Annotated in this window: 23 protein-coding genes; 5 read left to right on the forward strand and 18 right to left on the reverse strand. The window is 33.7% G+C overall.

From position 1 onward, the window contains the following. Nucleotides 1-219: 219 nt before the first annotated feature. The 4 genes from LNQ81_RS03795 to tyrS form a co-directional block, all read right to left on the reverse strand. Complete coding sequence (locus LNQ81_RS03795) at nt 220-876, reverse strand: response regulator transcription factor (RefSeq protein WP_229944846.1); 657 nt, start codon at nt 874-876, stop codon at nt 220-222. A gap of 200 nt (nt 877-1,076) precedes the next feature. After that, nucleotides 1,077-2,603 carry a RagB/SusD family nutrient uptake outer membrane protein gene (locus LNQ81_RS03800; protein WP_229944847.1) on the reverse strand — a complete coding sequence of 509 codons (1,527 nt, stop codon included), beginning with the start codon at nt 2,601-2,603 and terminating at the stop codon, nt 1,077-1,079. Nucleotides 2,604-2,617: 14 nt separating this feature from the next. Then, nucleotides 2,618-5,716, reverse strand: coding sequence for a SusC/RagA family TonB-linked outer membrane protein (locus LNQ81_RS03805; protein WP_229944848.1), 3,099 nt, complete (start codon nt 5,714-5,716; stop codon nt 2,618-2,620). Between the two features lie 646 nt (nt 5,717-6,362). Continuing rightward, nucleotides 6,363-7,655 (reverse strand): tyrosine--tRNA ligase, encoded by a 1,293-nt coding sequence (gene tyrS, locus LNQ81_RS03810; protein ID WP_229944849.1) that lies wholly within the window; start codon nt 7,653-7,655, stop codon nt 6,363-6,365. Between the two features lie 184 nt (nt 7,656-7,839). On the opposite strand from tyrS, the gene LNQ81_RS03815 reads away from it, so the two are divergent. Further along, nucleotides 7,840-8,838 carry an NAD-dependent epimerase/dehydratase family protein gene (locus LNQ81_RS03815; protein ID WP_229944850.1) on the forward strand — a complete coding sequence of 333 codons (999 nt, stop codon included), beginning with the start codon at nt 7,840-7,842 and terminating at the stop codon, nt 8,836-8,838. Here LNQ81_RS03815 and LNQ81_RS03820 read toward each other — a convergent pair. Genes LNQ81_RS03820 through LNQ81_RS03830 form a run of 3 tightly spaced genes read right to left on the reverse strand, consistent with a single transcriptional unit; the run spans nt 8,771 to nt 11,295 of the window. Beyond that, nucleotides 8,771-9,223 (reverse strand): DUF4296 domain-containing protein, encoded by a 453-nt coding sequence (locus LNQ81_RS03820; protein WP_229944851.1) that lies wholly within the window; start codon nt 9,221-9,223, stop codon nt 8,771-8,773. The genes LNQ81_RS03815 and LNQ81_RS03820 overlap by 68 nt on opposite strands. A 12-nt stretch (nt 9,224-9,235) precedes the next feature. Continuing rightward, complete coding sequence (locus LNQ81_RS03825) at nt 9,236-10,573, reverse strand: dihydroorotase (RefSeq protein WP_229944852.1); 1,338 nt, start codon at nt 10,571-10,573, stop codon at nt 9,236-9,238. Beyond that, entirely contained in the window at nt 10,573-11,295 is a 723-nt protein-coding gene (locus tag LNQ81_RS03830; RefSeq protein WP_229944853.1) for a polyprenol monophosphomannose synthase, read from the reverse strand. The genes LNQ81_RS03825 and LNQ81_RS03830 overlap by 1 nt, the downstream gene beginning before the upstream one ends. Nucleotides 11,296-11,398: 103 nt before the next feature. Between LNQ81_RS03830 and LNQ81_RS03835 the strand changes: the two genes are divergently transcribed. Continuing rightward, nucleotides 11,399-12,073, forward strand: a complete 675-nt coding sequence (locus tag LNQ81_RS03835; RefSeq protein ID WP_229944854.1) for a DUF4271 domain-containing protein — start codon at nt 11,399-11,401, stop codon at nt 12,071-12,073. A gap of 13 nt (nt 12,074-12,086) precedes the next feature. Continuing rightward, nucleotides 12,087-12,830, forward strand: a complete 744-nt coding sequence (locus tag LNQ81_RS03840; RefSeq protein WP_229944855.1) for a uroporphyrinogen-III synthase — start codon at nt 12,087-12,089, stop codon at nt 12,828-12,830. A 122-nt stretch (nt 12,831-12,952) separates the two neighbouring features. Here the strand turns inward: LNQ81_RS03840 and pckA are convergent, their stop codons facing one another. Both pckA and LNQ81_RS03850 read right to left on the reverse strand, forming a co-directional pair. Further along, nucleotides 12,953-14,566 (reverse strand): phosphoenolpyruvate carboxykinase (ATP), encoded by a 1,614-nt coding sequence (pckA, locus tag LNQ81_RS03845; RefSeq protein ID WP_229949228.1) that lies wholly within the window; start codon nt 14,564-14,566, stop codon nt 12,953-12,955. Between the two features lie 77 nt (nt 14,567-14,643). Further along, complete coding sequence (locus LNQ81_RS03850) at nt 14,644-15,036, reverse strand: DUF423 domain-containing protein (RefSeq protein ID WP_229944856.1); 393 nt, start codon at nt 15,034-15,036, stop codon at nt 14,644-14,646. A gap of 116 nt (nt 15,037-15,152) precedes the next feature. Here LNQ81_RS03850 and LNQ81_RS03855 point away from each other — a divergent pair, with 116 nt between their 5' ends. Further along, the gene (locus tag LNQ81_RS03855; RefSeq protein ID WP_229944857.1) at nt 15,153-16,508 is read left to right on the forward strand and encodes a saccharopine dehydrogenase family protein; all 1,356 of its coding nucleotides are present in this window, start codon (nt 15,153-15,155) and stop codon (nt 16,506-16,508) included. 47 nt (nt 16,509-16,555) lie between these two features. Here LNQ81_RS03855 and LNQ81_RS03860 read toward each other — a convergent pair whose 3' ends face one another. From LNQ81_RS03860 to LNQ81_RS03875, 4 genes are all read right to left on the reverse strand, one after another. After that, a complete protein-coding gene (locus LNQ81_RS03860; RefSeq protein ID WP_229944858.1) occupies nt 16,556-18,241 on the reverse strand; it encodes an ABC transporter ATP-binding protein in 1,686 nt (561 codons plus the stop codon). Between the two features lie 126 nt (nt 18,242-18,367). Then, entirely contained in the window at nt 18,368-18,817 is a 450-nt protein-coding gene (locus tag LNQ81_RS03865; protein ID WP_229944859.1) for an osmotically inducible protein OsmC, read from the reverse strand. A gap of 455 nt (nt 18,818-19,272) precedes the next feature. Further along, nucleotides 19,273-19,986 (reverse strand): 3'-5' exonuclease, encoded by a 714-nt coding sequence (locus LNQ81_RS03870; RefSeq protein ID WP_229944860.1) that lies wholly within the window; start codon nt 19,984-19,986, stop codon nt 19,273-19,275. Nucleotides 19,987-19,989: 3 nt separating this feature from the next. Continuing rightward, the gene (locus LNQ81_RS03875; RefSeq protein ID WP_229944861.1) at nt 19,990-21,147 is read right to left on the reverse strand and encodes a serine hydrolase domain-containing protein; all 1,158 of its coding nucleotides are present in this window, start codon (nt 21,145-21,147) and stop codon (nt 19,990-19,992) included. A 644-nt stretch (nt 21,148-21,791) separates the two neighbouring features. Here LNQ81_RS03875 and LNQ81_RS03880 point away from each other — a divergent pair. Beyond that, nucleotides 21,792-22,433 (forward strand): O-methyltransferase, encoded by a 642-nt coding sequence (locus LNQ81_RS03880; protein ID WP_229944862.1) that lies wholly within the window; start codon nt 21,792-21,794, stop codon nt 22,431-22,433. Between the two features lie 46 nt (nt 22,434-22,479). On the opposite strand, the gene LNQ81_RS03885 is transcribed toward LNQ81_RS03880, so the two are convergent. From LNQ81_RS03885 to LNQ81_RS03905, 5 genes are all read right to left on the reverse strand, one after another. Then, entirely contained in the window at nt 22,480-23,043 is a 564-nt protein-coding gene (locus tag LNQ81_RS03885) for a phosphatase PAP2 family protein (RefSeq protein ID WP_229944863.1), read from the reverse strand. Beyond that, nucleotides 23,043-23,360: a Sec-independent protein translocase subunit TatA/TatB gene (locus LNQ81_RS03890; protein ID WP_229944864.1), complete on the reverse strand. Its 318-nt coding sequence runs from the start codon at nt 23,358-23,360 to the stop codon at nt 23,043-23,045. The genes LNQ81_RS03885 and LNQ81_RS03890 overlap by 1 nt, the downstream gene beginning before the upstream one ends. Before the next feature lie 86 nt (nt 23,361-23,446). Then, on the reverse strand, nt 23,447-24,208 hold the full coding sequence (locus tag LNQ81_RS03895) for a hypothetical protein (RefSeq protein WP_229944865.1): 762 nt from the start codon (nt 24,206-24,208) through the stop codon (nt 23,447-23,449). 245 nt (nt 24,209-24,453) lie between these two features. After that, on the reverse strand, nt 24,454-25,185 hold the full coding sequence (locus LNQ81_RS03900) for a hypothetical protein (RefSeq protein ID WP_229944866.1): 732 nt from the start codon (nt 25,183-25,185) through the stop codon (nt 24,454-24,456). Nucleotides 25,186-25,557: 372 nt separating this feature from the next. Further along, nucleotides 25,558-26,301, reverse strand: coding sequence for a hypothetical protein (locus LNQ81_RS03905; RefSeq protein WP_229944867.1), 744 nt, complete (start codon nt 26,299-26,301; stop codon nt 25,558-25,560). Between the last annotated feature and the right edge of the window lie 22 nt (nt 26,302-26,323).

Here is a 26,323-nt window from a genome sequence, read left to right on the forward strand (position 1 = left end):
CTGCCCTGATTAGGCAGTTTTTTTTGTATCTATACTAAAGTTTTCCTTTATGTTATTATCTAATTCTCCAACTATTTCCTTGCCTATCCAGAGAAGTATCCGTGCAGTATACTTGCTCAAACCCCAGTATATACAAGACAATCGGCACTAAATCCGCTACAACTCCACTAGCATCTAAAAATGGCACCACTCAAAGCCTTATTTTTAATTTCACAATCACTAGATGTAATATTCATTGACAGTAATAATACCTGCTCTTATAGCATAGCGAGTAGCATCGTAAACATTACTCACCCCAAGCTTCTTAAAAATATTCTTTCGATGTGTGATTACAGTATGACTACTAATGCTACGATCTGCAGCTATTTCTTTAGTCATCTTACCTGAAGCTATCTCTTTTAATATCTCACGCTCAGCATTGGTTAACACTTGCCCCACTTTCAGAATACTATCTTGATGTTCATCCAGCTTCTTCATTATCCAAGGTGCAAGATAAGCTTCCTTAGAAATGGTTTTAAAAATACCTTCCTTGATATGTTCTAATTTATCATTTTGGAAGACAATATTAAAAGCAGAGATTCGATTAGACAAAAACTGTTTTAGCCATAGCTCATTTAACTCACTAAAGAATAATAACCATTGTGACTTCTCACTTTGCTCTCGCAGTAAGAGTAACAACTCTGTTTGCTTCTCTAGACATTTACTGAACGGGTCTACAATAATAACCGCATTAGGATTCCTCAGTAGATAACTCTTTAAGCCCATTAAATCATCAATCTCAATAATACTCACTTCGCCTACGCAAACCTCTTTAATAAGCCCTTGTAAAGCATAACGGGTAATCTCTTGACTTTCTACAATCCCTATATTTAACATCCTTATTCCCTTAAGTTAACTCCTTCATTTATCTATTATTAGAATAGATAACCTTATTAATATTCTGTTACAAAAATACACAACTTTTCTAGTATTAATATAACGCAAACTGACCATATATTAAAAAAGGTCACTCTTAACTATAAAATTAAGAGCAACCTTTTATGTAAATAAACGCTAACTAATTCTTTATTTTTTCCTTATTTATAAAGGTTCCCATTTTCGATCTCTTCTACTTCTGGAATTCTAAATAAGTAATTCACACTATTAGGAACAAAAGAAGACTTGTCTGAGAAACTAATTATTCTATGTCCTTGTGGTAATAATTCAACTGTTACTTGACTTACCTTACCTTGGCTATCCATTACTTCATAAGTATAAGGAACTAACTTATCTTGAGGGTATAGCTTTCTTTCTACAGCCAACTTGTTACGCACAATATCCACTCGTGAAAATCCTTCACCAAACAATTCTTTTCTTCTCTCTATCCAGATTTCATCAAGAAGAGCTTGTCCACTTAATCCATTCACTTCTTTAGCACCTCTTGCTATTTTTAAAACATTCAAAGTATTAATAGCATCAGCTTGTCCTAATCTAGCTTTAGCTTCTGCACTTATAAGATACATCTCTGATGAACGCATTAAAACGATATCTGCTATACGACCAGCTTTAAACTTAAACTTAGCATAACGCATATAAGCGACATCTCTCGTCTTTGGAGAAGTATTAGAGGGATCTGGAGCCCAGTAAATCATACTTTTTCTATAATCCCCTTCATCAAATAATTCTTTAAAATAAGGATCAGTATTAAAACTGAAATAATAACTCTCTTTTGATGTTACATCTAAATAGTTAAATTGATAAGAAGCCCCACTTTGTTCTGATGTCTGTTGATGTCCCCATATCCACTCTACATTACTAGAGTCGTTAAAACCACTCTTATAATCATCTTCAGACATCAATTGACCATACTTGTTCAACACTGCCTCTGCATAAAAATTAGCTTTTTCCCAATTCTGAGTATACAAATAAGCACGTGCCAACAACCCTTGTACTACAGTCTTGTCAAGCTTATACTTAAGATTTCTCTTATAAGTCTCAGGTATTAAAGATAATGCTTCTTCTAAATCTGAAATTGCTTGTTTATACACTTCTGTAACCGTAGCTGCTGATGCAGGAACTGTACTAGGTGTAGTTGCAGTCAAATAAATAGGTCCTACTAGAGCATTAGGATTTACATCTATAGCTAATGCATAACTAGATGCTAAGTGTAAATACATAAACCCTCTCAAAGCTAACGCTTGACCTCGTACTCGTTGTTTTTCATTCACACTACCTTCCGAGGCAAATACTTTATCTATTACATTATTTGCATTATCAATAGTTTTATACGTAAGATTCCAACTAAACGCATTCGTTCCACCACGATTATAAAGAGCTGTGAAGGCATAATGGCTACTAAATCCATACATATTATTCACCACTACATCATTCCCCATGGCATCGTTTGTTCTTAAAAATGCCCCATATCCAGGATTAGCATAAGTACTATAAGAATCCATAAGATTAGCCCATGTACCAATCAAGACCTTGTCATTACCCTCTACTGTAGTAAAAACATTCTCATTAGACACTGCATTTGTAGGGTCTGTATCTAAAGAACAAGAAGTCATTCCAATAGAAAATAGAACACTAAACGCTATATATTTAAAAATTGTTTTTTTCATGATTACTTAATTCTTTATAATTTAATATTTAATCCTAAAGACAACGTCTTCATCGCTGGGTATCTATAATAAGTAGTCCCGTTGAAGGTTTGCTCTGGATCAAACCCTTGTTCTTTTGTCCATGTAAATAAATTCTCTGCTTGAAAATAAACTGAAGCAGAAGCTAGATTTATTTTTCTCAACCATTCTTGTGGTAAGTTATAAGCTACTGTCAGATTCTTTAACTTTAAATATGAACGATCTACTAAGAAACGATCAGAAGTATTTGTCCAGCTATTACCAGGATTAGTACTTAATCTAGCTATATCTGTATTAGGATTCTCTGGTGTCCATCTTCCTATCATATCTGCGCTCCATGTACTACCATTACCAGCCTGTCTATATAATCCAGTCTTATCTGAGTTATAAATCTTCCCTCCTATATTGTAAGTAAAGTTTGCAGATACTTGCCATGACTTATATGTCAACTCTGTTGAAAAACCTCCAGATACATCAGGAAGAGAAGTCCCTTTATAGACTTTATTTTTATTACCACTTACATTGCTATAATTCTCGGTCACTGTACGACTACCATCTTCATTCTGGATGTACCACTGCGGATTACCGTTCACTGGATTTACACCAGCCCACTCTGGTAAGTAGAAATCATAAATAGACCCACCTACTTTCCATATCTGATTTCCTTTATTGATTTCAGAACTAGGTAATGATGTTATCTTATTTTTATACGTAGTCAAGTTTAATCCTACACGCCATTTCCAATCTTCTGTTTGAATAGGAATACCTTCTAATGTAAATTCCCATCCATAGTTTTTAATTCCTCCAATATTTACATCTTTATTTGAAAACCCTATTGATGGGGCTAACTGTTGACTAAATAATAAATCTTTTGATCTTCTTTCGAAGAACTCTACTGTACCACTCAAACGATTGTTAAAAAGACCAAAATCCAATCCAATATTTAAGTTTAAGTTAGTTTCCCAAGATAAGTTAGGCGTTTCCATTCTAGAGCTAACTAATCCAGATTCTCCTAAGTTATTACGTATGGCATATAATCCTTGATAAGCATAATACCCAACCTTGTCATTTCCTTGAGCACCGTAACTTGCTTTTAATAATAAGTTGTTTAGCCAAGTATCTTTAAATGCACTCATAAAGTCTTCATCTATAATTCTCCATGAAGCACCAAATGACCAGAAACCTCCCCATTTATTACCAGATTTAAAACGAGATGATCCATCCGCTCTATAAGATCCTGATAAATAATATTTTTTATCGTATGAATAATTTAAACTTCCAAAGAAACTCAACATGCTATACTTGTCAGCCTTTCCATAAAAATCTATCAATCGAGATGCAGCATCAGGTTCTTCAAACCCCATCATTGCAATTTGCTCTCTAGCTCCTCCAAAATAGTTAGAATCATACTGATAATACTCTTGCCCTACCATTGCAGCCAAAGAGTTCTTATCATCCAAATCAATATTGTAATTTAAAACATTATTAAATGTCATATTAACCGTACGCGTATTTCTACGAGAAATACTTCCACCATAATTAGCGGAAGCACCTTTATCAGGATTAGCCACACTATGGTCATTTATACTATTATAATCAACACTTAAAGAAGTCTTAAGTTTTAAATTATCCAAAAACTTAACCTGTCCGTATGTTCTAATACTTGCTACATCTTTCTTAATCTCACTCTTATCTAATGGAAGAGTTTCTACTAAATTGTAGTTTCTATAAGATGTCGTTCTATAATTACCATAATCATATAGCAAACCTCCAGTATTCGAATCTCTTAAGTACTCTCCTGTGGCTAAATCACGTTGGTAAATAGGATAAAAAGAAGGTACCCCTCTAGCAAAACCAATTACATTATTAATAGCACTATCATCCTGTTTAGGGTAGTCTTGAATAGAATGGGACGCAGAGACGTTCATTCCTACTTCTAACCACTCCTTAGCATCTATCACGATATTTGAACGCATATTAAAACGTTTAAAACCTGATTCTAACACATATCCTTGATCATTTAAATATCCTCCTGAAACATAGTATCTAGCAGTTTTTCCACCTCCACTAACTCGTAGATTAACATCAGTAAATCTAGCATTTTGACTTAATGCATCATTCCAATCATCATTCCATAATGGCGTCAATCCTGGTAACAACTTACCATCTGTACCTACAGGAAATGGATTACCAGTTCCATAAGGATTAATCCCTATAGCTCCTATTAGATTATTCGTAGCATAGATAGCCGCTTGTTCTGCATTCATTTTTGCAGCATCCATTTGACCATTTCTCAAGGCTTCCCACTGCAACTCCATATATTGATTAGTACTTAACTGTTTATAATCACTACGTGCACGATCTGATAATCCATATTTTGCATTAATCTCTATCTGTGGTTTGGTATCTCGTCCACCTTGCTTAGTAGTAATCATTATCACTCCATTAGCAGCACGAGATCCATATAATGTTGCTGCTGTAGCATCTTTTAATACTGAAATCGATTCAATATCAGTAGGTGAAATAGAATTTAACCCACCCTCAAAAGGTACACCATCTACTACAAACAAAGGATCGCTATCTGCATTCATAGACCCTATACCACGTATTCTAATCGTAGCATTAGATCCTGGCTGTCCACTTGCAGAGAAAGACTGAAGTCCCGCTACTGTTCCTTCTAAAGCTTTAGACACATCACTTACTTGGGCTTTTTCGATATCTTTAGCCTGCACCAATCCTACTGACCCAGTATATGTCTTCTTATTAGCAGTACCATAAGGCACCGTTATTAACACTTCTCCTAATTCACTACTCTCATCTTTAAGAGCGACATTAATTAGGCTTTGCCCTTTAAAGGCAATATTTTGTGATTTATATCCTATGAAGGAAAACACTAACACTTGACCTTCCTGTATATTAATAGAATATTTTCCATCAAGATCAGTCATTGTACCTTCATCACTTCCCTGGATTAAAACACTAACTCCTGGCAATGTGCCACTAACATCAGTAACAGTTCCTGTTACTAATTTACTTTGCGCTTGTACACTTACAATACTGACAAACACAAATAAAATTGTAAATATTTTTTGCATAAGACTAACTGTAGGCTAAAGACTATAATCCTTACCCTATTTATAAATTGAAAATAAATTGTATTACTAGACGTCAACACATGGTCTAGCGAGATAAATACTACATACAGCAGCACATGCACATCAAAGAATCTGTGCTATAAGAAATCGAATCAGTAAATCTAAAAACGCAAGTTTTTAATTCTTGCTTTTGTTCAATTGATTGCATAATATTGGGTTTATATATTTCTCTTCTCAGTAAAAAAGAAAGCAGAGGTAATGTCTAATGTGAATATTTCTTTACAAAACAAACAATAATTATACACAACAGATTTAGATATAAATTCCTCTGCTTTAGTGATACAAATTTATTACAACAACACCTCTCCTGAAATACCATGTATATGGTATATTTTAAGTGCCCCTTAACCTATCTAACATAAAATATCAAAATCTAACTAGAAAAAAAGTACAGCTATCATAGTATTGTAAATAATAATTACATAATTATATCAGTAAAAAACCCAATTTACACACCTGCAATACAAGCTGACCCGTCCTGAAAAAACTGTACAGTTTTTCAGGACGGGTCACACATATTAAATACGTCAAAAAAAAAGGGCTCTCATTACTGAGAACCCTTTAGTATTATGAAGAGAAAGTATTCTTATTTTACGTGTAATACGAAGTAGTTTTTCTTTCCTTTTTGTAATAGTACGAATTGACCATTGATCAAATCATTAGATGTTACTACATACTCCTCTGTAACCTTTTTTTTATTTACAGAAATAGAGTTAGCTTGTAATGAACGACGAGCCTCTCCATTAGATGGCATGAAGCTAGACTTACCTGCGATAGCATCTACGATACCTAAACCAGCTTCAATATCAGCTTTTGATACTTCTGCTTGTGGTACTCCGTCAAATACTTCTAAGAAAGTCTTCTCATCTAGTTGTTTTAAATCTTCAGCAGATGAGTTACTAAATAAGATATTAGATGCTTTAATAGCATTATCTAACTGCTCTTGACCGTGAACCATTACTGTTACTTCATCAGCTAAACGACGTTGTAATACACGTAAGTGTGGTGCTTCAGCATGCTCTTTGATTAATGCTTCAATATCCTCTCTCGAAATGAATGTAAAGATTTTGATATAGCGCTCTGCATCCACATCCGTTACATTTACCCAGTATTGGTAGAATTTGTAAGGAGAAGTATACTCAGCAGATAACCATATATTACCACCTTCTGATTTACCGAATTTAGTACCATCGGCTTTAGTGATTAATGGACAAGTCAATGCGTATGCTTTCTCACTTATTGTTCTACGAATAAGCTCTGTCCCTGTAGTAATATTACCCCATTGATCAGAACCACCCATTTGTAAAGTGATGTTGTTTTCTTTATATAGGTGCAAGAAGTCATATCCTTGCATTAATTGATAACAAAATTCTGTAAACGACATTCCATCAGCAAACTCTCCATTAAGACGTTTCTTTACAGAATCTTTCGCCATCATATAGTTAACAGTGATGTGTTTTCCTACTGTACGAATAAACTCTAAAAATGAGAAGTCCTTCATCCAGTCATAGTTATTCACTAATACAGCAGCGTTATCTGCTCCTGAATTAAAATCCAAGAAACGACTTAATTGTTCTTTGATTGCGTTTTGATTATGACGTAAAGCCTCTTCATCTAATAAGTTTCTCTCATTAGATTTACCTGAAGGGTCACCCACCATACCAGTAGCACCTCCTACAAGAGCATACGGTTTATGTCCTGCTAATTGAAAATGTCTCAATAACATAACACTTACTAAATGTCCAATATGCAATGAATCCGCTGTTGGGTCTATTCCCACATACGCAGCACGCATTTGCTCCAACAGATGTTCTTCAGTGCCTGGCATTACGTCGTGGAGCATACCTCTCCAAGTCACTTCTTCAATAAAATTCTTCATTTAAATAAATTTTACACAAAGATAGCCCAAAACCTTAGCTTGTGGAATAAAAAATCTCAAACACTGCATTTTTATTCGTTTTCTACATTTATCCTTCAAGAACTAATAATAGAGGCGTTAGATTTCAACTTTATTTCATAATTTTTCACTATGTAAAACATATAACTTACTTTTGTCTAAGCGTATGATACTAGTAACAGGAGGAACAGGCCTTATAGGCGCACATTTATTATTACATCTTCTACAATCAGAAGATGCGGTACGAGCTATCTATAGAAATGAAAACAGCATCAAAAAGACCAAAGCTTTCTTCATTTTAAACAATCAACCTCATTTATTCCTAAAAATAGAATGGGTAAAAGCAGATCTAATAGATGTTCCTGCATTAGAACTTGCGTTTAAAGACATTGATTATGTATATCACTGTGCTGCACTAGTCTCATTTGAACCTAAAGATGAGATGTTACTTCGCAAAACAAACATTGAAGGTACTGCTAATATCGTCAATTTATGTATTGCCTTTAAGATTAAAAAACTAGGTTATGTAAGCTCTATAGCAGCCTTAGGAGAAACAATAAATAAAGACAAAATAATTACTGAAACAACAGATTGGAATCCCGAATTATATCATGGAGATTATGCAATCACTAAATATGGTGCTGAAATGGAAGTATGGCGAGGCACTCAAGAAGGTCTAGATGTAGTCATCGTCAATCCTGGTATTGTATTCGGACGTGGATTCGGATATGAAGGTAGTGGTGCTTTCTTTCAAAAAGTAAAAAAAGACTTCCCTTTTTACACAACAGGCATAGCTAGCATTGTTAGTGCAAATGATGTCGTTAAGGCAATGCATCAACTCATGAATAGTCCTACTAAAAATGAGCGTTTTACTCTTGTATCTGACAATATCACATATCAAGAACTAATTAACTTTATAGCTGATCTAGTTGGTAAAAAACATCTTAGCCTAAAAGTTAGTAAAACTTCTAGTATACTAGCTTGGAAATTCGACTATATAGTATCTCTCGTTACTAGAAAAAAAAGAAGCTTTACACGATCAATCGCACAAGCTTCTCATTCAAGTTATATTTATGATTGTTCAAAAGTAAAGAATACTATTTCTTTCCAGTTTGAACACTATCAATCTTTTCTAATTTCAATTGCTCAATATCATCAAGACTAGTTTTATTCAGTGTATCATTCTCTTTATTAGCCTCTAACTTAGAGTATAAAGAATCTGCAATGACTTTAGCTGCTTCTAATCTAACGAGAATATTATTCTGCATTTGATTATATACACCATCTTCTAGTTCAACATAGTACCTATTATTAGTTACAAAAGTCAAACTATCTATATCATATTTCTTATAAAGTGAGTTAATATCTATTTTTCGAATAGAATCTTCCTCTCGACTATATGCACTAACACTTTCTATAGAATACAACAAAGCAAAATCATATAAGATATTTTCCATTTTTTGTTGTTCTATAAAAGGCGAAGGCTTACTTAAGTCACTTTTACAAGACATAAGAGTAAGCATACTTAACATTACTAAGAATTTATTCATTTATTACTAGATTTATCTCACAAACAATAATCGTTGTCCTTGATGGTTTTCATTCACTTTTCCATTTTCATAAGCAAGGAATCCATTGACAAATGTATGAGTAATTTTTGAACTAAACTGTTGTCCCTCGAAAGGAGACCAACCACATTTATACAACACATTCTCTTTAGTCACCTCCCAAGTACTATCAACATCAACAATAACAATATCCGCATGATAACCTTCTCTTACATAACCGCGTTTCTCCACCTGGAATAATATAGCAGGGTTATGTGCCGTTTTCTCCACAATTTTCTCAATACTTATCTTGCCTTGCTTAGACGCTTCAAACAAAGAAACCAAAGCATGCTGTACTAAAGGTCCACCAGAAGGAGCTGATGTATATGATTTAGATTTCTCTTCTAAAGTGTGAGGAGCATGATCAGTTGCGATAACATCAATTCTATCATCTAATAGTGCTTTCCATAATCCATCTCTATCTACTTCTGTCTTGACAGCAGGGTTCCACTTGATAAAATTACCTTTAGTATCGTAATCTTTATCACTAAACCACAAGTGGTGCACACATACCTCTGCAGTAATCTTTTTATCCTTTAAAGGGATATCATTTCTAAACAATTCTGTCTCTTTCGCCGTAGATACGTGAAATACATGAAGTCTAGCACCTGTTTTTTTAGCAAGTTCAATGGCCTTAGACGAAGATAAATAACACGCTTCTTCACTGCGTATTATAGGGTGATATTTTACAGGAATATCATCACCATACTCTTCTTTATACTTTGCCAAATTAGCCTGAATAGTTCCCTCATCTTCAGCATGTACAGCAATAAGCATTGATGTATTAGAAAATATCTCTTCTAAAACATCCTGTCTATCTACCAACATATTTCCTGTAGAAGAACCTAAAAATAATTTGATACCAGCTACATTACGTGGGTTTGTCTTTAGCAACTCTTCTAAATTATCATTTGTTCCCCCCATCATAAATGAGTAATTAGCAAATGACTTAGTAGAAGCTATCTGATATTTCTCCTCTAAAATTTCTTGCGTCACAGCATTAGGCACTGTATTAGGTTGTTCAATAAATGAGGTAATCCCGCCAGCTACAGCTGCTCTAGATTCTGATTCTATATCTCCCTTATGCGTCAAACCAGGTTCTCTAAAGTGAACTTGGTCATCAATCATCCCAGGTATGACATATTTCCCCTCAGCATTGATAATCGCAACACCTTCAGCTACTTCAATAGACTCTGCAACTTTAGTAATAAAGCCGTTTTCGATTAAGACATCTGCTACAACAGTAACTCCTTCGTTTACAACTTTTCCGTTTTTAATTAAATAGTGTGTCATTATAGTGTGTTTAGTAGTTTACGTATACGTAGATTTATAACGCCAAATACAGCTTCTTTGATAATCCCACTGGACATCTTAGACTCACCTCTAGTTCTATCTGTAAATATAATAGGAACTTCTGTGATAGGAAATCCTTTAACATAAGTACGATATTTCATTTCTATTTGAAAAGCATAACCCACAAAGCGCACTTTATCAAAATTAAAGCTTTCTAAAACTTGACGTGAAAAACAAACAAATCCAGCAGTAGTATCTTTAATATTCATCCCTGTAATCAATCTAACATACTTAGAGGCGCCATAAGATAACAAAACCCTATTTAGAGGCCAATTGACAACATTTACACCCGTTACATACCTAGACCCGATTACAAGTCCTTGATTCGCTTTACAAGCTTTTAATAACTTAGGTAAATCTGTCGGATTATGTGAGAAGTCTGCATCCATTTCAAAAACATAGTTATACTCACGAGCTAGCGCCCATTTAAATCCATGTACATAAGCTGTTCCTAATCCATTCTTACCTTCCCTCTTTTCTAAAAACAATCTAGTTGGATATCTTTCTTGAAGTAATTGCACTGTATCAGCAGTACCATCAGGAGAATTATCGTCAACAACTAAAATATGAAATTGCTCAGGCAACTCCATCACAGCATCAACTATTAATTCTATATTTTCAATCTCATTATACGTTGGTATAATGACTAATCCTGATTCCATTCTTAAAACGTTTGTCACAAAAGTAACCTTTTTCTATAAAGTTAGCACTTAAATAAAATACAAAGTCCCTTCGAATGATTTTTTTAGTAATTTTGCGAATATTATGGAGAACCTAATACTTATCGATCGCGTAATACCAAGTAAAGACTGGGCGACAATCCTTTTCTTTATAGGTTTCTCTATTATTGCAATCAATAGAACAATTTTTGGCGTTCGATTTTATGAATTTACAAAGCTTATTGTATCTAATAAGTATTTGAAAATTTACAAAGACAATACTAACCTACGAAATAGTTTTACTCTTTCTTTCTTACTGGTTCAACTATTTTCCCTTACTTTCTTTGTGCAGATAGTATTAAAATCCTTTGACATTATACCTTTTTATAGTTTTGGATCGTTTCTAATGATTTTAAACTTCGTTGGTACATTTATCATCGGGAAGTACTTAATTGATAAAATCATCTCAACAACCTTTGGAATAGATGAGTTTTCAGATGCATTAAACCTTCAAAAAGCAACATACCGAAATTATATAGGAATGATATTATTGGCTGTAGATGTATTACTTTTCTACAACGATATAACTAACAAAATCATAATTGGCGCATTATTAATTACAGTAATTACAACAAATGTCCTATTATATATCATTTTTATAAAAAACAACCAAAAATCAATATTAAATAAAGTGTTCTATTTTATTTTGTATCTTTGCACCCTTGAAATAGCTCCTTATCTATTATTATATTTCTGGTTCAAAGATTACGGAGCATTATAAGAAAAGTACAATTATGAAAGTGAAAACAATTTTGGTTTCTCAACCAGAGCCTAAAGTAGAAAACTCACCTTACTTTGAATTAGAGCAAAAATTCAAAGTAAAAATTGACTTTAGACCCTTCATCCACGTAGAAGGTGTTCCAGCCAAAGAGGTAAGACACCAAAAAATTGATCTAAACAATTTTACGGCTATTATTTTAACCAGTAAAAATTCAGTAGATCACTTCTTTAGGGTAGCTGAAGAAATGAGATACAAAGTACCAGAAACACTAAAGTATTTCTGTCAATCTGAAGCTGTAGCTTATTATCTTCAGAAATACGTAGTATATCGCAAAAGAAAAATCTATGTAGGTCAAAAAGACTTTGCAGAATTAGCTCCTTTGATTAAAAAATACAAAGATGAAATATTCTTACTACCTGCTTCTGATCAATTGAATCATGATGTTCCAACTACTTTAAACGAATTGAAAGTAAACTGGACTCCAGGAACCTTTTATCGTACTGTTATGAGTGATTTATCTGATTTAGCAGATGTAAAATATGATGTATTAGCTTTCTTTAGTCCTACTGGTATTAAATCTTTATTCAAAAATTTTCCTGATTTTAGCCAAGATAATACAAGAATAGCTGTATTCGGTACTACAACTCAAAAAGAAGCTTTAGATCATAACTTAAGAGTAGACATTATGGCTCCAGCACCTGGCACACCATCTATGACTATGGCTTTAGAGAAATACATTCAACAAGCAAACAAGTAATAACTTACTTCATATATAAAACCTCCCTAATAAGGAGGTTTTTTTATATCAATACTTTACTGGTATGAACAAAAAAAGGAGATGATTAATCATCTCCTTTTTATTATATAAATATACTATTATTATAACTGTGGTCCTGCTGCTACTAAAGCTTTACCTTCAGCATTATTTGAGTACAAATTAAAGTTCTCAATAAATAAAGTGGCTAAGTCTTGTGCTTTTGTTTCCCATTCAGAAGCATCTGCATAAGTATTACGAGGATCTAAAATGTTTGTATCTACTCCTTCTAATGCTGTTGGTACAGCGAAGTTATAAATAGGAACGATAGTAGTCTCAGCGTTCTCAATAGAACCATCTAAGATACGATCAATGATAGCTCTAGTATCTTTGATAGAGATACGTTTTCCAGTACCATTCCATCCAGTGTTTACCATATAAGCTGTAGCGTTGTGCTCTTCCATCTTCTTAACTAATTCTTCACCGTATTGAGTTGGGTGTAGAGATAAGAATGCTTTACCAAAACATGCAGAGAATGTAGGCTCTGGCTTAGTTACTCCACGCTCAGTACCAGCTAACTTAGCTGTAAATCCTGATAAGAAGTAATATTTAGTTTGCTCTGGAGTCAATTTAGAAACTGGAGGCATTACACCGAAAGCATCTGCTGTTAAGAAGATAACTTTAGTCGCATGTCCAGCTTTAGACACAGGCTTAACAATATTTTCAATATGTTCGATTGGGTAAGATACACGTGTATTTTGCGTAACTGATCCATCATTGAAGTCAATGATACCATTAGCATCTACTGTAACGTTTTCTAATAAAGCGTCACGACGAATAGCTCCATAAATATCTGGCTCATTTTCTTTGCTTAAACTAATAGTTTTAGCATAACATCCTCCTTCAAAGTTAAATACTCCCTCATCATCCCATCCGTGCTCATCATCACCGATTAGTTCACGTTTTGGATCTGTTGATAAAGTAGTTTTACCAGTACCTGATAAACCAAAGAATACAGCTACATCACCATCTTTACCTTTATTAGCTGAACAGTGCATAGCAGCCATTCCTTTTAATGGTAAGTAATAGTTCATCATAGCGAACAATCCTTTTTTCATCTCTCCTCCGTACCATGTACCTCCGATAACTTGTATTTTTTCAGTCAAGTTAAATGCTACATATACTTCAGAGTTTAATCCGTAATCCTTAAAGTTTTTGAATGTCGTTTTAGATCCGTTCATTACTACGAAGTCTGGCTCACCGAAGTTAGCTAACTCTTCTTTAGTTGGACGGATAAACATATTTGTTACGAAGTGCGCTTGCCACGCAACTTCCATAATGAATCTTACTTTTAAACGAGTATTCTCGTTTGCACCACAAAATGCATCAACAACGAATAATCTCTTTCCAGATAACTGCTCTACAGTGTTTTCTTTTAAGGCATTCCAAGTTTTGTTGTCGATTGGTTTATTGTCATTTGGAGACTCTGGTGAATTCCACCATACAGTATTTTCTGTAACTGAATCCTTAACAATGTATTTATCTTTAGGAGAACGTCCTGTAAATTCTCCAGTCATTACGTTAACTGTACCTAGCTCAGTTACCACTCCTTTATCATACCCAGTTAAGCTTGGGTTTGTTTCTTCATTAAATAAAACGTCGTATGAAGGATTGTAAACTACCTCTACAACATCTTTAATACCATATTTTTCCAGTGAAATTGATTCAGAAATATCCATTTTCATTATTTAGGTTGTGTATTAATTTGTTTGCAAACTTAGAAATAAATTTAAAATATAAATGTACAAAAGAGTTATTAAATAGTGCCTTTACACTTATAAGCCTGTATACCAGCATATAACCATGCTATAATAAACAATAAGCCTCCAATAGGAGTAATAGGTCCAATAAATCTTAAGTTAATAGTAATCAAATCTTTAAAGGTTAAAAGATAGATCGATCCGGAGAAAAACAATATCCCAAACAAAACCAGATACATAACTGTTTTTTTAGTCTTGTCTGAAAAATAACTGCTCATTCCAATAAAAAGTAAAAAAAAGGCATGGTACATTTGGTAACGTACACCTGTCTCGAAAGTTAGAACCTGTGCTTCTGAAACAACTTTCTTTAGCCCATGAGCTCCAAATGCTCCTAACATAATACCAATTGCTCCGATTAATGCCGCGATAAATACTACTTTACGTCCCATTTATTTTTCTTTCAAATATACAAATTATCACTTACATAGCACATTAATATTTTTATACAATTTTTTCATTTTCTTAAAACTCAAATTTCGTATATTAGATTACCAACTAGAATATTATGACTAAAGAAATTTTAATAGTAGGCGCTGGTAGATCTAGCTCTTCATTAATCAAGTATCTCTTAGATAAATCAGAACAAGAGAATTTACATTTAACTATCGGTGACTTATCAATTGAGTCAGCCAAACAGAAAGCAATGAACCATCCGAATGCTACTGCCATCGCTTTTGACCTACACAACGAAGTGGAACGACAAACTTTAGTGCAGAAGGCAGATATAGTAGTATCAATGTTACCTGCTACACTACACATAGAACTAGCAAAAGACTGTGTAAAGTATAAAAAACACATGGTAACGGCATCATACATCAGCCCTGCTATGCAAGAATTAAACGAAGAAGTCACTGCCAATAACCTAATCTTTATGAATGAAATAGGTCTAGATCCTGGTATTGATCACATGAGTGCGATGAAAATCATCCATGAGATCGAATATAAAGGTGGAAAAGTCACTTCATTCGAATCTTTCTGTGGTGGATTAATTGCTCCAGAATCTGACAACAACCTTTGGAACTATAAATTCACTTGGAACCCTCGCAATGTTGTTCTTGCTGGACAAGGTAGTGCAGCCAAATTTTTACAAGAAGGACAATACAAATACATTCCTTACAATAAAGTATTTAGACGAACAGAGTTTCTTAACGTCGAAGGGTATGGCAAATTTGAAGCTTACGCAAACAGAGATTCTTTAAAGTATAAAGATATTTATGGTTTAAATGATGCCAGAACAATATTTAGAGGTACTATCAGAAGAGTTGGATACTCTAGAGCATGGAATTTATTCGTGGAATTAGGTATTACTGACGACACATACAAGATAGATAATTCAGAACAGATGACCTACAGAGAGTTTATTAACTCTTACTTACCTTACCATCCTACTGACACTGTAGAAACGAAACTCCGATTAGCTCTAGGTATTGACCAAGATGACATCATGTGGGATAAGTTATTAGAGCTTGACTTATTTAATCCAACTAAAAAAATCGGTCTTAAAGACGCCTCTCCTGCACAAATATTAGAAAAGATATTAGGAGATTCATGGACACTAAGTCCTGATGACAAAGATATGATTGTGATGTATCACAAAATAGGCTACGAACTAAAAGGCGAAAATAAGCAGATTGATTCAACGATGGTCTGCATAGGTGATAACCAAGTCTATACTGCTATGGCAAAAACAGTAGGTTTACCAGTAGCCATTGCCACACTGAAGATATTAAAAGGGATTATCACGAATCCAGGTGTTCAAATGCCAATCACAGAAGATGTGTATGAACCCATCTTAAAAGAACTCGAGAATTACGGTATTAACTTCTTAGAACAAGAAGTACCCTACTCGGGATATAACTAACAGAAATAATAAAGGCTCCCATAATAAGGAGCCTTTACTTTTATCTCTTACTGAGGAATCGAACTGATCAATCCCTGCGTATATGGTGTCTTTGGGTTAGCGTATAATTCATCTGCCTCTCCTATTTCTTCTATTCTACCCTTATTCATCACCATCACATTATCTGACATATACTTCACCACAGACAGATCGTGTGAAATAAAGATATATGTGAAGTTATAATTATCCTTTAAGTCATTAAGTAAATTCAGTACTTGTGCTTGTACGGAGATATCTAAGGCAGAGACAGACTCATCACAGATGATAAGTTTAGGCTGTACTGCTATCGTTCTAGCGATACCGATACGCTGTCTTTGTCCTCCAGAGAATTCGTGTGGATATCTATTAAACACCGTTTCGTCTAATCCTACGCGATGTAGTATTTCTATTACTTTCTCTCTTCGATCAGCATCATTACTTCCTATCTTGTGTACTTTCATAGGTTCCATAATAGCCTGCCCTACTGTAAGTCTAGGGTTCAATGAAGAATAAGGATCTTGAAATATGATTTGTATATCCTTTCTAAACACTCTAAATTCTCTAGCTGAAAGCTTCGTAATATCATGTCCTTTATAAAAGATCTGCCCTTTAGTTGCTCTATCTAACTGCAGAATCACATTACCCAAAGTAGATTTACCACAACCACTCTCTCCTACTAATCCTAATGTTTCACCTTCATAAACATTAAAGTTAATATCTTGCAAAGCGTGAAATACTCCCTTTTTAAATAATCCTCCATTAATCACATAATCCTTAAAGACATTTCTTATTTCTAACAAAGGAGCCTTACTATATATTGTGTTTAGCTTACTTTGCCTATCCTCTTTCGTTACTATTTCTTTTACCACATTCTTATTCAGAAAGTCTCCTATCGTAGATAATCTTCTTAAGCGTTCTGTAAGTGAAGGACGAGAAGCGACTAAAGCCTTTGTATATATATCTTGAGGATGATTAAACACTGCTGCTGCATCCCCTTGTTCTACGATATCACCTTTATACATCACCAGTATACGGTCACTGATAGAAGATACTAAATTTAAATCATGTGAGATAAATAAGATACTCATCTTATTATCCTTTTGCAAATCCTTTAATAGATTGATAATTTCATTCTGTACCGTCACATCTAATGCAGTCGTAGGTTCATCTGCTATTAATACCTTAGGCTTACACGCCACAGCCATAGCGATCATAACTCTCTGCTTCTGACCACCAGATATCTGATGTGGATATTTACTATAAACTTGATTTGGATTAGGTAATTTCACTTTATCGAATAAGCGCAAAACTTCTTCTTTTAAGCTTTTACCTTTAAGGGATAGGTGTTCACGTAGTATTTCTGCTACCTGTTCCCCACACGTGATAGAGGGATTAAGAGCACTCATCGGTTCTTGGAATATCATTGATATTTGAGCTCCACGAAGTAAGCGAAACTCTTTATCAGTATAATGTGTAATATCCTTTCCTTCGAAAATAATATTACCTGACGCTATCTGAGAAATCTCTCTGGGCAATAGCCCCATTAATGCAAGTGATGTAACTGATTTACCAGATCCTGACTCCCCTACTACACCGAGTATTTCATTTGGATAGATATCAAAAGAACTCTTTTTGATAATCGTATTCCATGTTTTCTCTTTCAGAAAATCAATCTGTAAATCCTTTACTGATAATATGGGTGTCTGTTCTCTCATTTTGTCTATTCAGCTATCTCGCTTGAATAACAAAAATATATAATAATTGTGATATAGTGTCTGCTATCTAATAAACTAATTATACAGACATACTATATCACAATCTTTATGGAACATATATGCATATTAAGCTACTTTTACTTGATCATATTCCTTTACTAACGTAACGATAGTAGGAGTTTTTGCGTTAAAATTGGCGAACATTGGGCATGCTAATTTCACAGCATCGATCCATTCCTTTAGCAACACTATTGATGCCTCAGACGTAGGCTTTACCACTACCTCTACTTTGTTAAACTCATAGAAGTTTGCTTTATCTACATCATCCGCCTTAATCTCTCCAGATACTTCTACTTGGATTGACTTAAGGTTTAACCCTAATGTATTACCGATAAGATTACCCACAGCATGGATACTACCAGCCAACTTAGCTAATAATAATTCCCCAGAATCAGCATTGACATCTCTCACTAATTCTCTACCATCTTTCACTGTGAAAGAGTAGTTAGCTGTCTTCACAGCGAATTGTTGCTCTCTAACTGAAAACCCCAATACTTTTAAAACTTTGTTTCCCATTACTTCTTATTATTTAAAATTGTGTTTATAAAAAAAGTCCTTTTAGTATTCACATACCAAAAGGACTTTCTTATTTATTGTTACATACAAAAACAGTATAATCAAAACAAGCCATCACTCTTGGTCACATATGTCCACATCGAACGCACAGGAAAACAAATTCCCTTATACGAAGTTGGCGTTATATGCTTAATGACTAAATTCATTACTCTGTTCTTTATATTATTATTAAAAAAAAAGCCCCTGTAGAGGTACAGAGGCTTAATAAATATTATTATTTTATTCAAAAACCTTATACCACAAAAGACATAGCCTTACATAAGACTGATAACTTTATAGAATAAAACGTATTTGAATAAATTATTTGCATGATTATATCTTTATTTATAGTCAAAAATAGGAAAAATATATTTTAACACCAAATGCTAACCTGTATTTTTTAACCAATTATTAACCTAGATAGATAATATCTCCTCTTTACTTAATAGTTCCTCTCTCTTAAACCTAAGCAAAACCTGTGCCACCGCTACTACATCCTTCTCACAATACACAATGATTCTATCGATATCTTTATCCTCATAGTACACTTTAGCCACTTCACTACCATCAATATCGTCTTTTGGCGATGGAATATTCAATATTCTAGTCAAAAGCTTCAAAGAAGTGAAATTTTTATAATCTCCAACTTTCCATAACTCCATGGTATCTAGATGATTTACCTCCCAGGGCTTCTTCCCAATTATACACAACTTATTGGGGATTTTAACCCCATTAATCAACATACGCCTCACCACAAATGGGACATCAAACTCCTTGATATTATGTCCACATAATACGTAAGTAGGATCATTAAAATGAGTATCAAGTAAAACACCAAACTCTGTCAACAAAGTAGCTTCCTCCCCAGAGAAAGAAGTTACCCTAAACTGTCTATCGCCATTCTTATAAGTGAAGTACTCCACAGAGATACAAACCACCTTACCAAACTCTGCCCAAATCCCTGCTCGCTCATAAAACTCACTTGCAGTCTGACCATCTTTGCGTTGATAAGCTGTCTTGGTATCAAACAAACCCTGCATCTCTTCATCTAAGCCATCAAAATATTCGCATACAGGTACAGTCTCTATATCAAAAAACAGCAAATGTTCTAATACAAGATTTCTTAGCATAGCTTATTTTCTTTGCGCTAACATATTATACGCCTCATCTATATAGGTATACAGATCATTACTATGAGGATCTGTGTCTGTCTGTACCCCTTTAAAGTGTCCGAGACGTACGATAATCACATTGTCTTTAGGAGACACAATCACGAACTGACCTAAATGTCCACGCATATAGAAGAAGTCTTGCCCTTTATGATTCACCATCCACCAGCCGTAACCATACTCAGGAGAATTCTTAAAGCGCGGTGTCACTGATTTATCTACAAATGACTGATCTAATATCTGCACCCCATTCCACATTCCATGGTCTTTATATAATTTACCAAATCTAGCGAAGTCACGAGCATTACTCGTAAAGCAGCAATAAGACTTCTCTACTCCATCCCCTTTATGGTCTAACTGCCATAACGCAGGGTTCTCAGCTCCCATCGGTTTCCAGAAGTATTCTGACACATAATCCGTCATATACTTACCTGTAGCTTTCTCCAGTACCATCGTTAACAGCTCAGTATCTCCACTTTTATAAATAAACTCTTGTCCCGGCTTATCCTTAATCTCTAAGCCAAGCATCACTCCTCTCAAATCTTTGTCAAAATAAGCTCTAGTCACAATAGAGAACGGACTGTAATATGCCTCATCCCAATCTAAACCTGACGACATAGAAGACAAATCCCCTACTGTCAACTCGTCCTTATATTTTCCTTTTAACTCCGGTAAAAACTCAATTACTTTCTGATCTAAGCTCTTAATCTCTCCTCTCTGCAACGCCTTACCAAGTACAGCAGACACCACACTTTTAGCCATCGAGAACGAGTTGCTATAAGAATCCTTATCATACCCATCATAATATGCCTCATAGAAGATACTATCATTCTTAATCACCATATACGCGATAGACTGTAACTCTTTATGTGTCTTCTCTAAACTATCACTCGCCTTCACTGTATTATAATCCTTCGTAAATGCCCACGGTTGCCCCACGTCATTTTTAATCTCTCTAGTTGGAAAGTATTTATAATCATCTAAGAATGCAGTCTTATACCCATTAAAGTAAACAGTACGCACCGCAGTGAATAAATAATCCACCTTAAATATATAAGCCAAAGCAACGATTAATACTATAACAATAGCCAGCCACTTCAGAATCTTCTTTAATATCCTCATAATAGTTTAAATAATTGGTTCTTATAAAATTAGAAAAATAAAACTCTAAAACTAGAGGAAGTGTTAATTTTTATTTCTCATACTCTTCACTTATTATTCTTCCTCCTACTTAATACCATTTCTCAACTAGTCGTAGATTGCGTATCAATACGAGAACCATTACTCGACTAATCTTTCTGAGAGCGACTATCTACGGCGAATACTCGAGTAACTGTCGAGCAACTCGCTATTAATACTGATTCCCACTGGGGTTGAGAGAACTAGTAGAAATAGACTTAATCAACTAAAAATAAATTAACTAATTTAAAAACAACTATTTAAGCATATTTGTTGTTCCAAAAAAACATATGCTATTTTTTTAGAATTATGCTATTTAAGGCTATAATGGGATAGTTTTTCAAAAAAAAAGAGATATGCAATGGATATTTTGAAAGTAAATAGAGCTATAATGAAGAGAAAATAAAAAAAGTAGTTCATATTTTCTTAAATTCTATAGAATGGGAGGTAGCAGAGAGATGTAATTTAACCCTAAATCAAGATAAAGCTAATGAAAGAACTAAAATACAGAAAATCAAAGCAGTATTTGGCAGACGTTTAATCTAGGATTATATTTGCACTTTTAAAATTAGATTTGAATTACGACTATGCACTTTATATCACCAGAATTAGAAGATTACGCAGCTATGCATTCAGAGAATGAGCCTGAATTACTAGCAAAATTAGATAAGGAAACCTACCAAAAAGTATTGCAACCTAGGATGCTTAGTGGACATTTTCAAGGTCGATTTTTAAGTATGATTTCAAAGTTAGTAAACCCTCTGCATATATTAGAAGTAGGTACATTCACAGGGTATGCAACACTTAGCCTAGCTGAAGGACTAAGAGCTGATGGTACGATAGACACAATAGATGTAAACGAAGAACTAGTAGAATTTCAACGTAAATACTTTGATCTATCAGGTCACGGAGATCAGATCAGACAGCATTTAGGGAGTGCATTAGATATCATCCCTACGTTAGATAAGAAGTTTGATTTGGTGTTTTTAGATGCAGATAAGAAAAACTACACGAACTACTTTCACCTTATTATAGAGAAGATGAACAAGGGAGGAATTATCCTTTCTGACAACGTATTATGGTCAGGTAAGGTAGTCGAAGAAATTAAGTGGAACGATAGAGCTACTATAGAAATAGATCAATATAACAAGCTACTGAAAGAAGATCCACGTGTAGAGACTATACTTCTACCGATCAGAGATGGACTGACAGTATCTAGAGTATTATAATAAAAAAAGGCTTAACACACTGATGTTAAGCCTTTTTTTATAATTTTTAAACTAACTTATATTTTCGTTCTAACCATTTAAATAGTTGGTAGAATAATGTTCCAGTAATTGTCCCTGCACACATACCTACAACTATATCTCCTGGGAAGTGCAGTGATAGATAGATTCGACTATAGGCAAATACTAATGGAAATATAAATACAAAGAATGTATACTTATAATACCTTCTCAATAAAAAGAATAAGAACACCATCGTAGCCGTAGAGTTAGAAGCATGTCCAGAGAAAAAACTATTTGTATCGCTACATTTTACTATTCGCAACAATGCTTGAATATCCTCCGTATTACAGGGTCTAGGTCTAGCAAAATACCTCTTAACAAGATTAGTAAATTGATCTGTAAAGGCAATTAATCCAGCGATAACAAGTAATACTATACCCAATGTTTTTAGAGAAACCTTCTTATATACTAGATATAACAATAGTAGATAAAAAGGCATCCAATTTAATTGTTTAGTAATAAACAACCAAAATGCATCATAACTAGCACTTCCTAGATTATTAAGATAGACTAATAATTCTTTATCTGATTGTATAATTGATTCTATCATTACATCTGTCTTTTAATAGGTCCAGTGATACTCTCGATATCTTCTTTTTGTTTTTCTACTTCGTTCTGTATATCCTGTAATGGATTGATATCTTTTAAAGGGTTAACATCCATATCAAAAGTTTCGGTAATCTCTTTCTTAATACCTGATTCTTCTGCACTTTTATTAATTTCGTGTTTGATATCATTCGTAGCATTCTTTACTTGTGCCATAAATTTACCAAACGCACGTGCCATCTCTGGCACCTTATCAGAACCAAATAACATCAAGATAATTAATATAATGAAAAATATTTCACCTCCGCCTATTCCAAACATAGTATGGTTTTTATAATTTATAAGATTACAAATCTACGAAGTTTATTAAATTCTCACGTAGATTTTCGCATAAAGCATGTGTTAAACTATTCTAACTTAGCCTGCTTTCCTACTTCAAGTTCTTTTTGACTTATAAGTTCGATAAAGTAGAGGGCAAGTTCACCTGTACGACTTTTTACTTTATTTGCATCAGGATTTGTAACACTCAAGTAAGAAGACATTAGCTCATCTGTAGCTACATAATATGCAAATCCATTGATATAATCTTTAGGAATACTATAATCTTTAATTAATTTTTCATCAGACATTATATTCAAGAATCTGTCTTTTCTACTCTCTTGTCTTTCATAGGCTAAGGCTTTTTTAAGCATTTTTGTTCGCCCAGAAATCATGTTAACAACAGCATCTACTGAGATTAATCCACTTCCTGTGGTTGCTGTATAGATCTTCCTTTCAGCAGGAGTTCTTACTTTTGTCCCTTTGGGTACTAATCCTAGAGATTCTGCTGTTATTTTAGTAATTACTATTTCATCCAATTCATAATAAAGAGAATTGGGTTCTAAAGGAATTAAAACAACATCTCTCTTAAAGTCGATTTCATCTAATTTATGTCGGTAGCCTAAAAACAAAGCACCTGCAAACATCAGTGTATCATTTTCTTGTGCTTTTAAACGAAAATATCCACCTGGTTTTGTCATAAATGACTCTCCTGTATTGATATTTGCTACATAGATTCCCTCTAATCTCTTTGTACTAGATACAACTTTACCATCTATCATCTTCCTTTCCTGACCAAATGCTACAAAAACATTTAATATCATTAAAAAAGCTATAAAAAATCTCATCATTCTTCAATTATTGCTGTAAAAATATTCTATTCTAAATAATGCACAAATTTTACGCCTCCAAACTTATGTTAAATAAGTTTATTTTATCATACTACTAGGATATTACTTATGAACAATTCTTTATTACTCCCTTCTATACTAACAACATCACAATGTGTAGCAGTATTACATTCTTGACTCTTTATCAAATGGAAAGTCAACAAGAAACAGTTTTATATTATTAAATCTCTTCATGCTCTATAATGCTATTTTGACTTATTATCAAGCATGTCTAAATATTCAAATACAATAGGAGTAATCACACGTTCTAAAGCTTTAGAATCAACAAGATTAGAGTTTAATAATTCTTTCACTTCCTCTTTTGTAATTGCATAATACACAAAACTTTCTGTGTAATCAGCAGGTATTTTAAAATAATTTATTAATCGTACGTTGCTAATAACATCCAAAAACTTATCTACCCTAAAGCCTTCTCTCTCATACTCCAAACTTTTCTTAAGTATAGATGTTCGTCCTGATAGCCAATTATAGAGAGGTTCTACAATTCCAGATTTTGCAAACCTTAATTTGCGTTCCGCAGGAGTATATTTCTTTCCCATTCCATCAAATAGTCCTAATGAACCCCCATCATACTTAGTAATAACAATTTCATTCAGCTGATTCATGGTATACAATTGTTCTAATGGAAATAGCACAGGGTTTCGTTTAAGATCTAATTCATTGACCACATAAGTATATTCTATGTAGAAAGGACTAGTAAACTTAAGTGTATCTCTCAATTCACTGGCAATATCAAAATAACCTGTTTTGTCAGAGATAACAGAATTCCCCTTTGTAGTATTAGTGATCAGTATATCCTCTTTACTTCCTTCTCGAGTAATTATTCTTCCGTGTATAGCTGTATTGTTTTCTTGTGCATTTCCTATGTGATAAAAAAGAAAAAAAGAAATACAAAATAGCAGGTGTTTAACATTCATGTTTAGTGTGAATTTTAATAAGGTGGTTGGTTAACTTCTATTCCTACTTTTGCAGTAACTTCATATTGCAAACTAATACTAAGTCATCTCCATTTCACTTAGTCTAAAACTATCGTTATAGCATCTTGTTTTTTAAGCTTAGGAATACTTAATAAAAGTAGCTCGCAACAAAATCTAAACGAGCCTAAAATACGTCATAAACGAATAAACAAAATGCAATTATTCACAATAGACTTAAGCACAATATGACTAAAGAGCTCTTAATATATCTTTCTTAGAATTACTTTATAGTATTTGGCTAATGCTAAGTCAGGGTTAAAAGGTAACTGTCTTCTTAGAACGAATACTTCTACTGAAAATTATTCAAATTAATTATTTAACACCTTTTTTATCTTCTTGACTGATCAATTCCAGAAATTCTGAAGCTATAGGGGCAATTATTTCCTCAAGATAATGTACATCCACAGGTGCAATATCTAATGCAGCCTTAACCTCGCTATTAAGAACAGCATATAAAGCAAATCCTTCCGTATAATCGTAGGGTATGTGATAACGAGCAACTAGTCGTTCCTTAGATACATTATCTAAAAATTTCTCTAACTTAAACCACTCTTTTTCATAAGCTAAAGCTTTTTTAAGCATAGTTGTCCTTCCATTAATTAGATTAACCAATGACATGATAACACCTGAGTTAGCAGCGGCTAACTGTCTTTCTACTGGAGATGGTCCTTTTGATTCATAATTAAAAAGACCTTTATATGTATCTTTTCTCTTTGTAATAATTATTTCTTCTAAAACTTCCCCATTCTTATTTCTCTCCAATGGAAATAGAACTAAGTCTTTTTCAAAATCTGTATTCTTAATCTCATAAATATATAATAAATACATTGGACTGATAAACCTTAAGACATCTCGATCTTTTCCATGAATATCAAAGTATCCTGCATCATCTGATAGAACAGATGTTTCTCTAGTAACATTTATTACCATCACACCTTCTTTACTCCCTTCGTGAGTCACTATTTTGCCATGCAAAACTTTCATTTCTTCCTGAGCGAAGACACCTAAAGAAGAAATCAGTATGGTAATAAATAGGAATAATCTTATACAACGCATGATTCACTTACTTTAATTAATA

The sequence above is a fragment of the Myroides oncorhynchi genome (assembly GCF_020905415.1).
Classification (GTDB): Bacteria; Bacteroidota; Bacteroidia; order Flavobacteriales; family Flavobacteriaceae; genus Flavobacterium; species Flavobacterium oncorhynchi_A.

Coding starts and splice junctions, on each gene's coding strand:
- LNQ81_RS03890 (WP_229944864.1), bottom strand. CDS start 23,360: ATGTTTGGAATAGGCGGAGGTGAAATATTTTTCATTATATTAATTATC.
- tyrS (WP_229944849.1), bottom strand. CDS start 7,655: ATGAAGAATTTTATTGAAGAAGTGACTTGGAGAGGTATGCTCCACGAC.
- LNQ81_RS03840 (WP_229944855.1), top strand. CDS start 12,087: ATGAAAGTGAAAACAATTTTGGTTTCTCAACCAGAGCCTAAAGTAGAA.
- LNQ81_RS03805 (WP_229944848.1), bottom strand. CDS start 5,716: ATGCAAAAAATATTTACAATTTTATTTGTGTTTGTCAGTATTGTAAGT.
- LNQ81_RS03815 (WP_229944850.1), top strand. CDS start 7,840: ATGATACTAGTAACAGGAGGAACAGGCCTTATAGGCGCACATTTATTA.
- LNQ81_RS03855 (WP_229944857.1), top strand. CDS start 15,153: ATGACTAAAGAAATTTTAATAGTAGGCGCTGGTAGATCTAGCTCTTCA.
- LNQ81_RS03820 (WP_229944851.1), bottom strand. CDS start 9,223: ATGAATAAATTCTTAGTAATGTTAAGTATGCTTACTCTTATGTCTTGT.
- LNQ81_RS03895 (WP_229944865.1), bottom strand. CDS start 24,208: ATGATGAGATTTTTTATAGCTTTTTTAATGATATTAAATGTTTTTGTA.
- LNQ81_RS03795 (WP_229944846.1), bottom strand. CDS start 876: ATGTTAAATATAGGGATTGTAGAAAGTCAAGAGATTACCCGTTATGCT.
- LNQ81_RS03825 (WP_229944852.1), bottom strand. CDS start 10,573: ATGACACACTATTTAATTAAAAACGGAAAAGTTGTAAACGAAGGAGTT.
- LNQ81_RS03830 (WP_229944853.1), bottom strand. CDS start 11,295: ATGGAATCAGGATTAGTCATTATACCAACGTATAATGAGATTGAAAAT.
- LNQ81_RS03850 (WP_229944856.1), bottom strand. CDS start 15,036: ATGGGACGTAAAGTAGTATTTATCGCGGCATTAATCGGAGCAATTGGT.
- LNQ81_RS03880 (WP_229944862.1), top strand. CDS start 21,792: ATGCACTTTATATCACCAGAATTAGAAGATTACGCAGCTATGCATTCA.
- LNQ81_RS03900 (WP_229944866.1), bottom strand. CDS start 25,185: ATGAATGTTAAACACCTGCTATTTTGTATTTCTTTTTTTCTTTTTTAT.
- LNQ81_RS03865 (WP_229944859.1), bottom strand. CDS start 18,817: ATGGGAAACAAAGTTTTAAAAGTATTGGGGTTTTCAGTTAGAGAGCAA.
- LNQ81_RS03860 (WP_229944858.1), bottom strand. CDS start 18,241: ATGAGAGAACAGACACCCATATTATCAGTAAAGGATTTACAGATTGAT.
- LNQ81_RS03835 (WP_229944854.1), top strand. CDS start 11,399: ATGGAGAACCTAATACTTATCGATCGCGTAATACCAAGTAAAGACTGG.
- LNQ81_RS03885 (WP_229944863.1), bottom strand. CDS start 23,043: ATGATAGAATCAATTATACAATCAGATAAAGAATTATTAGTCTATCTT.
- LNQ81_RS03800 (WP_229944847.1), bottom strand. CDS start 2,603: ATGAAAAAAACAATTTTTAAATATATAGCGTTTAGTGTTCTATTTTCT.
- LNQ81_RS03875 (WP_229944861.1), bottom strand. CDS start 21,147: ATGAGGATATTAAAGAAGATTCTGAAGTGGCTGGCTATTGTTATAGTA.
- pckA (WP_229949228.1), bottom strand. CDS start 14,566: ATGGATATTTCTGAATCAATTTCACTGGAAAAATATGGTATTAAAGAT.
- LNQ81_RS03870 (WP_229944860.1), bottom strand. CDS start 19,986: ATGCTAAGAAATCTTGTATTAGAACATTTGCTGTTTTTTGATATAGAG.
- LNQ81_RS03905 (WP_229944867.1), bottom strand. CDS start 26,301: ATGCGTTGTATAAGATTATTCCTATTTATTACCATACTGATTTCTTCT.